Here is a 14,216-nt window from a genome sequence, read left to right as displayed (position 1 = left end):
TTTCCTACATATTTCTACCGCGAAACAAATTGGGGTTTGTCCCAGATGTCACACTGAGGTAGTCGACAACATGTGTTGACAATGGTTTACATAGGTAGACAAAAAGCGAAATTAAAACTATATGGTTTCACTAAAAATATGGAGAAAACAACATGGAAGTAAAAAGAATTTGCCAATGGTGTGGTAAGCCATTCATTGCGAAGAAAACTACCACTAATTATTGTAGCCACCAATGTGCCAGTCAAGGCTATAAACATCGTATGAGAGAACGAAGACTCGAACTTCGTGAGTTACAGGATTTGATAGAAGTCAAAAGTAAACTTGACCATCAAGACTACTTTACTTTTGCACAAGCCGCACAGTTGATGGGCGTTTCTCGCCAATACATTTATAAACTCGTCAAAGAAGATAAGTTAAGAGCTTCAAGAATCAGTGCAAGGATGTCAATCATTCGCAGAGCCGATATTGAACTGATGCTCAAAACGCGCCCCTATGAACGAAGAAGAGTAAAAGACGATCTTGATATAACTGAGTACTATACTGCCGAGCAAATTTCCGAAAAGTACAAAGTATCGCAAAAATGGATTTGGGCATATACAAGAGAGAACAATATCCCCAAAATCCGCATCCGCCAGTTCAACTATTATAGCAAGAAACATATTGATGCAGCCTTTGCCAAATACGAGGTAGATTCCGACCTGACCGAATGGTACACGCCCGAAGAGATTCAGGAGAAGTACGGAATGACACGTGTCGCCATCCGTTCGCAAGTGTATCGAAACAACATCCCATCCAAGAAAGAGCATGGGCAGATATTCTACTCCAAGCTCCACTTCGACCTCTCGAAGAATTCCGAACAGGAGAGTAAGGCCGAATACTACACCGTCAAGGAGGCAATGGAGAAATTCAATCTATCCCGTGATTCGGTTTACGGTATTCTGCAATTCCATCAGATTAATCGTGAGAAGAACGGACGATTCGTCAGGTTCCTGAAAGTGGAGTTTGACAAGGTAATGGGTGTGCGTAAGTAACCAATCATAGACTTCCGTAAATTATTCCAAAATTAATCCCTGATGAAGGATTTCTGCATGGTTACATTACAGAGATTTGCCGACAAGTTAATAACAACCATAAAAATATGTATTATGCATGAGTGTAAAACCGTAACGTTAAGGACACGTCCTTTAAAGAACAGGATGCTGTCTTTCTACTTGGATTATTATCCGGGTTATCGAGACAAAGAGACAATGAAAGTTATCCGCCATGAGTCGCTTGGTATTTACGTCTATGCCAATCCGAGAAACAAGCGTGAACAGAACTTCAACGAGGTAATGACCGAGAAAGCCGAAGCCATCCGTTGCCGCAGGTTTGAATCTGTGGTGAATGAACGGTATGATTTCTTCGACAGGTACAAACTCAAAGCCGATTTCTTGGAGTATTATCGCAAACAACTCCGTAAGCATGACCAGAAATGGGAGTTCGTCTATCTCCATTTCAGAAACTTCGTACATGGCAAATGTACCTTTGAGGAAATTGACATCGACCTATGCAACAAGTTTCGTGAATACTTGCTGAGTGCCAAGAAGCTGAGACGCAATGGACCCATCACACGGAACTCCGCATCAGGATATTGGTCTACTTTCAGGGGATTCCTGAAAATTCTCTACCGTAATGGAATGATAAAGACCAATGTCAATGATTTTTTGGATAAGATTGAAACGGAAGATGTGGTTAAAGAGTATCTGTCTGTAGAAGAACTGTATAAACTGGCTGAAACACCGTGCAAGAAACCTATCTTGAAAATAGCATCGCTGTTTTCGTGCATGACCAGTTTACGTATCAGTGATATTCTTGCCTTATGTTGGGAAGATATTGTAGACTACTCAGCCGGAGGAAAATGCGTACATATAATTACGCAAAAGAACAAAGCGGAAGACATCATTCCCATCAGTGAAGAAGCATTGGGATTGATTGGTTACAGTTCCGAGAAGAAAGGTTTGGTATTCAAGGGGCTTATGCGCAGTTGGACACAAGCACCCATGAAAGAATGGATTCGCTCTGCCGGAATTACTAAAAACATAACTTTCCACTCGTATCGGAGAACATTCGCCACACTGCAAGCTGCGGCAGGAACGGACATCCGCACCATACAAAGCATTATGGCTCACAAGAGTATTACGACCACGCAAAGGTATATCAAGGTGGTGGATGCCAACAAACGGGAAGCCAGCAAGAAAATCACCCTGACAAGGAAAGATTGATAACGATTTTAGCCTCCATTTGTACGGGTATAGTATGATTTTTAGCCCGAAATCATACTATACCCGTTATTTTTTACCAATATTGGGCGATTTGTCATCACCAATTATAAGTATCTGGAATACGGTACATAACTTTGTGGCATAATCATTCCAAACATTTACAGTATATGACAAATAGGACTCAAATTCGTACTCAAAGGATAAGTTTTGTTCTTGCGCTGTCGGTAATCACCTACGCAACAATAAGTACTTATCTTTATATTTATCACGAGATCAACACAATGAAAGTAATGATACCCATAATACTTGGAATAGGGGTAACAGTTCCAACATGCGGTCTGCTGCAACGATTTTTCCATAGATGGCTGACGAAGAATCCAATCGATTTTTCTTTTGGTTGGCAATCTCCGCTTGTTTTTGACTCTGATTTCGAGATAAAAGACGGTTGTGCAAATGAAACTCAAACCATTGAACAGTCCAATAAATCAGTTATAGATAGTTATGATACACTGCTGGAGAACATCAAAAAGAAAGAAGCAGAAAGACAAGTAGAAGTCATGAGTGCTATTCGTGAATATGTAACTATTAAAACCGCTCCCTATCTGTCTAAAGAAGCTATTGCAACCCTCATTTCCAATATAAAATATATGGCTTGTGGTAGATATGACTTATACAAACCTATTCGCTCCAATATAGATAATCCGTTGAAATCTCCAGGACTACGCCATTTGGCATGGAACATCGGTGAACGTTTGGGGATATCCCTACTTCAAAGAGCAACTTTTATAAAAGCTTCATTCCCTCATGAACTCACAAATGCAACCATTGAATATCTAAAACTTAATTTGCGCGATAATGTTTCAAGTCAGATTCCAATTGACGTACCCGATAAAGGCGATTATCGCTTCCATTTATAAACAGATAATAGTAACTCAAAATAAAAAACGTATGCAGATGAAATAATTAATCCGGTCTGTATTGTTCTGCAAGGTTTCATTGAGTTGGTTCGCAGCATGTTAAACGATTAAAACACTTTTAATATGAAACAAGAAGAACTGACATTCAATGACCTGCCGGCAGTGGTAGGCGAACTGTGCAACCGGATTGCAAGCATGGAAAATATGCTGACGGAAAAACTTTCCAAGCAACACGAAGTCAAAGAGAACACGCACGTGCCCATGACAGTGCAAGAGGCTTGCGCCTATCTCAAAATGCCGTTATCGACCTTCTATTATAAGGTAAAAAAGGATGATATTCCAGTTATCAAACAAGGGAAGCATCTCTACATCTATCGGGACGAATTAGATAAATGGCTGGAATCCTCCCGAAAGAATCCGGCTCCGCAAAATTTCGAGGAAGAGAATGAGTCTATGTTAGCTTCCCATCGCCGTAAGCCGAACCTTAAAAACTGGTAACGATGGAGAAGGCGGATAATACGACTCTTTCACGTGAGGAGTTGGCAGTTTACATAGAGGAGTCAATAGTGAACGTGACAAGTGCATACGAACAGTCGCCTGTGGTGTTGATGGTGGACGATGCAGTTATAGGCACATTAGGCAATTTCAGTGCTTCCATAGGTAAGGCTAAAAGCAAGAAAACGTTCAATGTCTCAGCCATTGTCGCATCGGCATTGAGTAATGACACTGTTCTTCATTATCGGTCTACATTCCCAAAAGATAAACGGAAGGTGTTATACGTTGACACGGAACAAGGACGGTATCATTGTCAGAACGTATTAAAACGCATTTTACGTTTGGCGGATTTACCGGAAAACAAAGAGCCAGACAATCTGGTTATGCTGGCTTTGCGCAAATATTCTCCCGATATGCGATTAGCTATAGTTGAACAAGCTATCGGCACAATTCCCAATTTAGGATTGGTGGTTATAGATGGCATCCGTGATTTCCTGTATGATATCAACTCACCCAGTGAATCCACTGACATTATATCTAAATTCATGCAGTGGACGGATGACAAGCAGATACACATCCATACTGTCCTGCATCAGAACAAGAATGATGAACATGCCCGTGGTCACATCGGCACTGAACTCAATAATAAGGCGGAAACCATCATGCAAGTCGAAGTGGATAAAGAGGATAAGACCATAAGCGTAGTCGAAGCCATGCATATCCGCGACCGTGAGTTTGAACCGTTCGCTTTCCACATAAACGAAGAGGGGCTACCCGAACTGGTAGAACCTTACCTGCCCAGAGAAAAGAAAATCGGACGCCCGACCAAAGAACCGTTTGATCCGTACAAAGAAATTCCGGAGAATGTACATCGCGCAGCATTGGATGCCACTTTTGCGAATGGCACTATCGGTAATTATGGTGATTATTTGGAACGGTTGAAAGAGAAGTACGGATTGCAAGGTGTAAAACTCGGTCACAACAAGGCGGTCAAGGTAGCCACCTTTCTCAATAACAAGCGGATGGTGATAAAAGAGGGGAAAGAATATAAAATCAATCCCGAATGCCATTACTGAGTTCAACTTTACTTTATTGTCGGGGCGTATATATAGGAATAAAGCAAAGTAGGCAAGATAACATAATGTGAGATAGTCATACTCCCCCTCTTTTAGAGATATATCTTACTATCCGAATGCCGATTCCATATCCACATCCGATATGGCTTGCCAGGAAGTATCAACAGGTAACTGTTGCAAGATATGCCAAGGTATAACCTCACTGCGTTCCGGTTGTACATTGGCGCTCTTGCCTGCTCAGTTCCTTCGCCGGTGCGGTACTCGCAAGCTCGCACCTATTTACCATTATAGAACAATTAATATGAAAGAAAATACTGAAAATTCATTTGGTTCCTCTAACGAAACAAGATGCGTCTTCATCGGTGCGAAAGTCACTCCCCGTCAGAAAGAGCATATAAAATCACTGGCAGCACAATGCGGTATGACCGTAAGCGATTATATATTATCGTGTGCGTATAACTTCAAGCCCAAAGCAAGGCTTACAAAAGAAGAAGCGGCACTGTTGCAAAATTTGGACGATTGTCGGTCAGACCTTGTTAAATACACCTCCGCACTGCATGGAATGTCCACAAAGCAGCGCGTGGCAATGTTCAATCAGATTCCGTTCATGGTCGGTTGGCTCAAGGAACTTGGCAATGTAGCCGAAAGCGTCTGCCAGTTCCTGAATGCGGTAAAAGAGCATAACAAAATTCCGTCTAACGCTAAACATGAAGAAGAATGATTGCAAAAGCGAAAGCCATATCGCACGGCATAAACGCCATCCGTTACATTACCGGCGAATCACAGAACAAGAAACATCCGGAGAAAATCTATCGGGTATTGGATAATCTGTTGCACTCTGAACCGGACGCAATGGGAATATGGAACTCCATGCAGTTGACCTTATCCCAACATCGACCGATAAAGAATTCCGTAATCAGAATCGAGCTGAGTCCTTCGCCTGAACATACCCAATTCTTTGACATAGAGGACTGGCAAAAACTCTGGCAGGATTTCGCTGAGGAATTCGACAAACAAGTGATTACCGGCAAGGACGGAAAAGTCCGTTCCTGTCCGACCAATTTGACTAACAGCAAATACTCGGTTTGGCTTCATACGGAATCCAAAGGCGAAGTTCCCCACCTACATGCTGCGGTCTGTCGTTTGGATGAAGATGGCAATATCAACAACGACCATAACATTCATCTTCGTGCGCAACGTGCCGCCGAACGGGTGGCAAAGAAACGAGGCTGGACGACTGCGGCACAAATCAGAAATTCCAATATTCACCAAGTGAATCGTGACTGCATGGATACTCTGAAATCAATGCAATCATGGTCATGGGAAGCATACAAAAATGCTCTTATACGGAAAGGCTATGCCATACATGAACGAGAAGACAAGCAAGGTATTCTCCGTGGTTATGCACTCGTGCATGGGAACACCAAATACAAGGCTTCCGAATTGGGAGTCGGCAGGAATCTGATGATTTCGAAACTTCCTACGACATGGAATAAGTTGCATTATAAGTCAGGTGTTACCACATTGAACAGTAAACCTGAAGATATACAGCCGAAACATATTGAAAAGCCATCGGCATCCAATGCCACCAGATATAATACTTATCGTTCTGATACAGTTCCATATACTCTTAACCATGAAGGTAAGGAACACCGATTATATATTCCGGAAAAAGTGTTCGGCTGCTTCAATGACGAGTTTGATTACAGGTTCGTTTCCAACTGTCAGGAGCTTACCGATATGGCTGTGGCTATTTTTGTCGGACTGTTCGAAACGCCCAACGTTGCAACAGGAGGCGGTGGCGGAGGTTCGCAAAGTGACCTTCCGTGGAGAGACAAGGACGAAAACAATTTGCAATGGGCGCGCAGATGCGCCCGGATTGCCAGTCGTTCGTTAGGAAAGAAGCCGAAAACAGGATTGAAACGATAAGCCTATGAAGTCAAGCATGAAAAAGAAATTCGATTTTTCCGCAGAAATGGATGAAGCGGAATCCATAAAAGCCACTCCAAAGAATGAATATCTGGAGGAAGTGAAACGGCTACTTGACGTGAACGCCAAAGAACTTGCCAACCTGAATGACAATGTGCATAAGATGAGTATAAATCTGGAAAATTTACTTGAATTTCTTAGGGAATATAAATTGGCTATCGCCCAAGATACGCAGGAGCAAGCCGAAAAATTCGGGCAATCTGTACTTGATAAGTCCCTTTGCCAAATTCAAGACAAATGGGATGAAACCGAGCGAAAAATCCGCAAGATTGACAACCATATTTTCATACCACATATGACATTTTACATCTTGATTATCATACTGGTCGTACTGTTTTCTTTTTTCTCCAGTATCATAATAGCCAATGTGGAGATTTTGCACTCGGCATTGATTTGGAAGGCTGTTTTATGGACTATTCTGCTTGCCGCAGGCGGAATTACCACAATGATACTTCTTTTGAAAGTATTGAACAAGTCCCAATAGCAGATAACTACAAAGCAACGAGCCTTAAACCTGAAAATCAGGATTGAAACTCGTCGCTTTTCACCTCCATATCATTCTATATCCAAAGGGAGTAGATTGCCATCACCGAATCGGTCAAAATCGGATTGGAACAGTCTGTCTTGAATAATCCTATACTTTTCAAACTCTGTTTCCGCAAACTCTTTGGCAAATTCGGCAGACACATTTCCGTTATCCTGTAATATCGGAAGTTCTGCCACATCAATGAATTTGTCAATACGCTTTGCCCAATCCTCCATTGTCATTGGAATGTGACGTTTAGCCATATTTTCTGCCATATCAAGGGACGCATTGACTATTCTGCCCATTTCTTCCAATTCGTTTTCTCGTAAATAGTTTTTTGCAACAGACACATCTGTTTTGACAATTTTCCCATTCGGAGCCTTTTCCCAAGTTGTCAATCCCATGTGCTCTTTATCTGCATTGGCTCGTTCTACAATCAGCTCCGCAGCAGTATGTCCGTGTATAGCATAATGCATTTTGTTCTGTACTTTCTTGAAAAACAGACGAGTTATCGGAGCATCCTTGTTGTAGTCTATTGCCGTAGCATAAATATCGGTCAGTTTCTGATAAAAACGACGCTCACTCAGCCTTATCTCCCTTATTTCGGCAAGCAAATGTTCAAAGTAGTCCTCACCGATGAAAGAGCCGTTCTCCATTCGCTTCCGATCAAGCACATATCCACGGATGGCAAACTGCCGGAGTACAAATGTACACCACTGCCGGAACTGAGTGGCACGAACAGAATTGACTCTATATCCGACACTGATAATGGCATCGAGATTATAGAAGGTTGTGTTATAATTTTTGCCATCTGAAGCAGTTGTTTCCATTTTGGAAATAACTGAATGTTCGTCCAACTCACCACTCTCAAAAATATTTTTAAGATGCTTGCTGATTGCAGCTACTCCTACATCAAAAAGCTGTGCCATCGCCTTTTGGGTTGCCCAAATGGTTTCATTCTTATACATCACTTGAATCCCATCCCCCTTGCCTTCAAGCATGAAGATAAGAAATTCTGCTGTACTATTCCGTATCTCTATATTCTTTGCCATAAAAAATGTTACGATGACTATATCGGTTGGTTATCATCATCTACAATTTCAACAATTTCTCTGCAAAAAGCTTCTTGTGAAATTAGCAGACTCAAAACACGTGTGAAGTTATTCAGTTCTCTTTCTTCTGTGAGTTGTTGTTCTTGTGTTTTACCAATGTGGCCTACTCTGAAATACATGTCAATTGCCTTGTCAATACCACTCAGGATAGTTGGCATGTCTGCAATAATTGCTTCGTCCTTAACATTACCTTCAGAGGTAGATTCGACATAAATCGGATAACTACGGTGAACAGTTGTGATTGGACAAGATTCAAAATGTATTTTGCGGAAATATATTGTTGCTTGCCTTTTCATATCAGCATCAAGAGTCCTTGGGATAACAATTCTAATCTTCGCAGATTTGTATATTTTATCCCCAATTTGAATTTTATCACCTTGCCTAATTATCTCATCTGCCAATAATTTGATAAAATTTTCAAAATAAGAAATTGCGATAACAGTAGAAGGCAAAAGCCCTAGATGTCCTAAAGCAACTTTTTCATCAATTTTCTTTTTAAGATTTGACAGTTGCATTTCAAAGTCCTGATTAGGTATTTTGATCCCATCTTGGTTATAAGTTGTCGCGTAAGATAATAATGTAACGCCTAATATATCAGATGGTATTTTAACCGCATCTTCTTTAATGATATAGGCTCTGTCAACTCCAACTCTTCCCAAAAAGAGTCCGTATTCAAAAAGCACATTATCTCTTGCTGTATTATATTCTTGATTTCGGATTCTACTAATATCGTCAGCGGCAAATACCATAAAACCAAAATCAAACAAACTTGCAGACTTAAGTAAGGTTTCCAAAAAGCTTTCATTAAATTGAAATATGCCGTCATTCCAAATATAACAATCATAGTCTGGCTCAAAGAATGTTTTAATTCTTTGAACAACAGCTAATCCTTCAGTAGATGATCCTATAAATATCCTTGGTTTCATTTATTGTATTTCTTTATATATGTTCCACACTTCGTTATGCAATCGTTTCAAGTTTTCAAGCTTAGATGGATTATTTCTAAATATATATTCGGTTCCGTCTACAGATTTTAATCCATTTGCTTCCGACTCGTTTTGACATAAGTGGTAAAGCTTGAGCCATAAAACCCGGACCAAGTCTAGGTAGTAAGAATTGCGATATTCTTCAATATTAATATCATAGCAGATTGCATTTATATCAAAACTGGTTAGGTCTATATTTACTGATGCATCCGCTTTTACATTTTTAAGGAATCGAATCATCTTTTTGAGTCGTCCTTCGGTGTATGAACTTCTCGTGTTGATTCTATCTATACTGAGGAAGGGATAGTCTGGTCCAAGACGATCATTCTTTTGTTTATCGTAAATATAAATGCCTCTATATACATCGCCATTTCCACTAATGTATCCAAAAGAATCATGCCATGAAGCAACAACAACGTCAACATCACGATGTAGGTTTTGGTTCGTTATACGTATGGATTTTGGTTTCGTAATATCGCATATTACATAATGAGATTGCAAAATTCTTTCGTCTTCCAAACGAAGTTGTCTTAAATCATAATTTGCATCTCCAGTATATCGATTAAAACTGTTGACCCAATTTTTTATTCGCATCGTTTCAGCATCATACGAGTAGGGATGATTTTCAACAAATGCTTTAGCTTTGCTGTAATCTGTATCTTGAAATTTACAGGTAATTGTAAGCAAGTCAATATCACTAACACCACGAATATGAGTTCTAGTCATTACAGAACCCTGGTAGCGAAAATCAACACTTTGCTGTAGTTCTCTTTGCAAATGCGATTTTGCATTTTCACCTGCTTCTAAAGTCTTGTTCGTATATATAGGGTCAACTTCATTCATGGCAAGCTTTACATATTTTGCAATATCCTTGTCTATGCCAGAAAGGGAAGAAATGGAATTCAGTCGGACTTCTCTAAGAGAATCCGGATTGTATCTACTTTCGATACGATTAATAAGACTTGTATAATCAGCCATAATTACACTTTTAATGGTTAAACTTGATTTATAGCCACAAAATTAATACGCATCTATGTAGCCTTTTTGCATAACAAATTTAAAGTTGAAAAATCGCATCTAATTGCTTCCTTTTGAAGAATACTCAGAAGCCCTCTCTGCTACCATACGACTATCAGCCTCTTCTTCCATTATGGTATATGTTTTAGGCTGCTTATCAATATGTTTGATATTAAACTTATCTTCTACCATTTCGAGCTCTGTTATGTTTTTAAATGTCACATACATAAACATAGTGGTCACAACGTGAATCCCTAATTGAACCTCTTTTGCTTCAAGACTCTTAGCTTGGTGGTTTTCTTCGTTTCGTAAGTTTACAAGAATATCAATATACTGTGCAAACTTCTGGTCAATAGGTTTGTCACTATATTGCAGTTTGTTTAATTGCATACAATACAAAGCATTACTCAGAGCCGCATATTCAACTTCACCATTTTTATCAGTAACCTCTTTGTCTTTGATAAGGAAATGAAGCTTTTTTAAGTATGATTCATACCCTGTTACAAGGGTCTTAAGATAAATGCGTTTCTCTGCCAAAGTAAGGGTATTCGGACTACAATAAAGTTTGAACATAGCATTGAGTATTGTATCAGCCAAACCATTATATTTGCTAATGCTGAATACTTTAATCACCTTTATCATCCAAATGAATGCCTCTTCAACTGTTCTGCTGGTTCCTGCCATTCCAACAAATTCCTCCCGGATTAAAGGAATCATTTTACTTTGCAGATTCGCTATGGTATAGGCTTTTTCCTCTTGTTCGCGATAACGTTCATATATGGCATGTCCCATCTGCTGCATCAGAGTCTGATAGAACTCCTGATTTTCAAACAATTTACGGTAAGCATCGGTCTGTGTCGTATAGCACTGCTGAGCTGCTTTACTGAAAATATCCGGGAAGATGCTCTCTACAAATTGATTCTCATCGTTACCTATAGCTTGTTTCTGCATTTTTTTCGTTGCAGATTTCTGTATCAGGTCAAAGATACCTTCCACCATTACCTGGTCTGCTTCTGAGAATTCACCACGGAACATAATATTCACCTTGGCAATAATGTTATCCAGCAAATCACGAGTATCTTCCGGTTTATGAGATGCTCCAGGATTCTCTCCCTTTATCTCCGGCTTGTCACCATCAAGGGTTATATGTGTCATTTCTTTTGCCTTGATAGTATTGTTGACAAGACGTACTTTCTTGTCCAAATCAACTCTTTCGCGTGGATTTCTGGGTAATACACGATAGAGGTAATCGGCAAATATGTAGGACTTCATCAACGAACGATCAAAGGTGCGGGCTATCTGCGCCATATAAGCGTAGAAACGAATGAAATTTTTAATCTTGCCCCGTACGGTGAAACGCGTGTCTTCATCTAGTTCCTCGAATCTATCTACAATTGGCTTTAGCTCATTGGATAATGCACCCAGTTTTGACTTGTTCTTCTTGTCCTGTGTGGCAACAAACAGGTCATAGAATTTTTCTTCGTTTTCAGTAGTCCAAAGATGGTATAGCTCAATGTCCTTGTGGAATTGATATACATAGTTCACATTGACAGGGTTGATTAACTCTGTACCTTTAAAGAATGGCTCAAATGCAGTTTTGATCTCTTCGGAGCTATTTACGAAGTCAAACACGTATGTATCTTCTTTCAATGGATTGGCGCGGTTCAGACGAGATAATGTCTGCACCGCTTTTACATTTTTCAGTTTCTTGTCAACGAACATGGTGTGAAGCATCGGCTCGTCAAATCCGGTTTGATATTTATCCGCAACAATCAGCATGTTGTAGAAGTCACTGGCAAAGTAAAGCGGAAGTTTATCTTCAGAGATACTCTTATTATCGCCCCTTATATTGAGTTTTGGCTCAGTGTATTCCACACCGTTATATTCCACCTTGCCAGAAAAAGCCACCATCGGGGTTATGTCGGTAATTTTATGTTGCTTGCAATACTCCTTAACAGCAAAGAAGTATCGGACTGCGTGGGCACGGCTGGATGTAACGACCATCGCCTTGGCTCTTCCTGCCATGTTTTGAAGTGTTACTTCACGGAACTTCTCAACAATAATAGCAGTTTTCTTATTGATAGTATCCTTATGATTATCATGAAACGCTTTCAATGCTATCGTTGCAGGCGTCTCTTCATAATCGGGGTTGTCCTCTGATTGGCGTGCTATCTCGTATGAAATTTGATACGTAGTATAGTTTTTCAGCACATCCTTGATAAACCCTTCTTCAATAGCCTGTAACATGGAGTAGTTGTGATATGCCTTATATTTATCCTTATCAGGGGTTTCGCCTTTCTCCACTAATATGCCGAAGGTCTGAAGCGTTTTGGGTTTTGGAGTGGCGGTAAAAGCATAAAAAGAAAGGTTATTATGATGGCCTTGACTTAGCAGATCGAGCATCAGTCTGTCTTGTTCTTTCTCCAATTCTTCTACGCTCTTGTCTTCCCATTCAGCAAGTTCCCTCAGAGCCTCGTCTGTATCTGCCAAGGCTGCTTTCAGCTTTTCCGCACTCTTACCGCTTTGACTTGAATGAGCTTCATCCACCACAACGGCATAGCGATTACCGCTATGCGAGGTAATTTGCTCATAGATTTGAGGGAAGCGTTGCAACGTAGTAATGACAATACCTGTTTTCTCTGAATTGATGGCATCACGCAACTTTTCACTAGCATTTGCATCTTTTTCCGTGATAGTTGTTACTGTACCCTCGACATGTTCAAAACCGAGAATCGTGTCTTGAAGTTGTTTGTTCAACACTCGTCGGTCTGTTACTACAAACACACCTTTAAAAATGTGATTGTTGTCTTTGTCGTGCAGAGAAGAAAGCCGGTAGGTCAACCAAGCAATGGAATTTGATTTGCCTGATCCGGCTGAGTGCTGAATCAAGTAATTGCAGCCAGCCCCCTCATGCTCAGTATCCGCAATAAGTTTTTCCACTACATCCAGTTGGTGATAACGAGGGAAAATAATCTTTACGCTTTTGTCTGTCACCTCTTTTTCCTTGCCGTGCTTGTCTTTGATAATGGCAATCTTTTCCTCTTCCTGACGCATGATGTAACGTTGGAGGATTGCCAACAATACATCGCGGCGCAATACATCTTTCCATAGATAGGATGTCACATATTCGTCATCATCATGTTGTGGATTGCCCGCACCCCCCACGTTACCGGCACCATTGCTGCCTTGGTTGAAAGGCATGAAGAATGTTTTTTCACCCTTCAACTCGGTTGCCATTGCAGCCTCATACAGGTCGCAGCCGAAATAAGCCAGAATACGATTGTCAAAGTGGAACAACAGTTCTTTCGGATTTCTATTTGTCTTCCATTGCTCGATGGAGTCACTTAAGTCTTGATTGGTAAACTGGTTTTTCAATTCTATGGCCACAATAGGAATACCATTGAGAGAGAGCACCATGTCGATGGAGTTCTTCACATCCTTACTGTACACGAATTGGCGGGTACACTCCAATATGTTTTTATTGTACTTCTCGATCAGTTCGGGATTAAGCGTTGATGTGGGAGCGAAGAAGCAGAGTTTCAATGGAATGCCGAAGTCGTTCACTCCATTGCGCAACGTATGTATCAACCCATACTTCAGGATGTCACCTTGTATAGTTTTATACAATTGTGCCTTTGCACCATTACCATATTTACGTTCAAACTTTTCCCAAACTTTCGGCTGGGAATCTTTGATAAAGCGAATCAAGGTATCAAGGTCAATGGCTTTTTCCTTGTCATATGTGGCTTGATTTCCTTTGATATATCCACCTTCCGTGAGCAGGTATTGTTCAATATCCGCTTCAAAGTTCTTCTCGTATAAACCTGTATGTGCCAT

General features: G+C 40.5%; 12 protein-coding genes. 8 read left to right on the top strand and 4 right to left on the bottom strand.

Features of this window, described 5'->3' with window-relative positions:
• The first annotated feature begins 152 nt into the window (after positions 1–152).
• The 8 genes from CS948_RS15440 to CS948_RS15405 all read left to right on the top strand — a co-directional run bounded on the left by CS948_RS15440 (position 153) and on the right by CS948_RS15405 (position 7,222).
• Entirely contained in the window at positions 153–1,031 is an 879-nt protein-coding gene (locus CS948_RS15440; RefSeq protein WP_099292581.1) for a helix-turn-helix domain-containing protein, read from the top strand.
• 114 nt (positions 1,032–1,145) lie between these two features.
• A complete protein-coding gene (locus CS948_RS15435) occupies positions 1,146–2,261 on the top strand; it encodes a site-specific integrase (RefSeq protein WP_099292580.1) in 1,116 nt (371 codons plus the stop codon).
• Between the two features lie 167 nt (positions 2,262–2,428).
• Positions 2,429–3,178, top strand: coding sequence for a hypothetical protein (locus CS948_RS15430; protein WP_099292579.1), 750 nt, complete (start codon positions 2,429–2,431; stop codon positions 3,176–3,178).
• Positions 3,179–3,301: 123 nt separating this feature from the next.
• On the top strand, positions 3,302–3,676 hold the full coding sequence (locus tag CS948_RS15425; RefSeq protein ID WP_099292578.1) for a helix-turn-helix domain-containing protein: 375 nt from the start codon (positions 3,302–3,304) through the stop codon (positions 3,674–3,676).
• Positions 3,677–3,678: 2 nt separating this feature from the next.
• Positions 3,679–4,749, top strand: a complete 1,071-nt coding sequence (locus tag CS948_RS15420; protein WP_099292577.1) for an AAA family ATPase — start codon at positions 3,679–3,681, stop codon at positions 4,747–4,749.
• Positions 4,750–5,050: 301 nt separating this feature from the next.
• Positions 5,051–5,470, top strand: a complete 420-nt coding sequence (locus CS948_RS15415) for a metalloproteinase (RefSeq protein ID WP_099292576.1) — start codon at positions 5,051–5,053, stop codon at positions 5,468–5,470.
• Positions 5,467–6,678 (top strand): relaxase, encoded by a 1,212-nt coding sequence (locus tag CS948_RS15410; RefSeq protein WP_099292575.1) that lies wholly within the window; start codon positions 5,467–5,469, stop codon positions 6,676–6,678. Before CS948_RS15415 ends, CS948_RS15410 begins: the two co-directional genes overlap by 4 nt.
• Before the next feature lie 4 nt (positions 6,679–6,682).
• Complete coding sequence (locus CS948_RS15405) at positions 6,683–7,222, top strand: hypothetical protein (RefSeq protein ID WP_255302033.1); 540 nt, start codon at positions 6,683–6,685, stop codon at positions 7,220–7,222.
• Positions 7,223–7,293: 71 nt separating this feature from the next.
• Here CS948_RS15405 and CS948_RS15400 read toward each other — a convergent pair whose 3' ends face one another.
• From CS948_RS15400 to CS948_RS15385, 4 genes are all read right to left on the bottom strand, one after another.
• Entirely contained in the window at positions 7,294–8,316 is a 1,023-nt protein-coding gene (locus CS948_RS15400) for a virulence RhuM family protein (protein WP_099292574.1), read from the bottom strand.
• Positions 8,317–8,333: 17 nt separating this feature from the next.
• Entirely contained in the window at positions 8,334–9,302 is a 969-nt protein-coding gene (locus tag CS948_RS15395) for an STING domain-containing protein (RefSeq protein ID WP_099292573.1), read from the bottom strand.
• On the bottom strand, positions 9,303–10,340 hold the full coding sequence (locus CS948_RS15390; protein WP_218014305.1) for a hypothetical protein: 1,038 nt from the start codon (positions 10,338–10,340) through the stop codon (positions 9,303–9,305).
• Positions 10,341–10,439: 99 nt separating this feature from the next.
• On the bottom strand, positions 10,440–14,216 hold the full coding sequence (locus CS948_RS15385) for a type I restriction endonuclease subunit R (protein WP_099292572.1): 3,777 nt from the start codon (positions 14,214–14,216) through the stop codon (positions 10,440–10,442).

Source organism: Butyricimonas sp. Marseille-P3923, assembly GCF_900184685.1.
In the GTDB taxonomy this organism is placed as follows: Bacteria; Bacteroidota; Bacteroidia; order Bacteroidales; family Marinifilaceae; genus Butyricimonas; species Butyricimonas muris.
The sequence above is the reverse complement of the archived record's forward strand: the minus strand, read 5'-3'. Positions and strand labels throughout refer to the sequence as shown.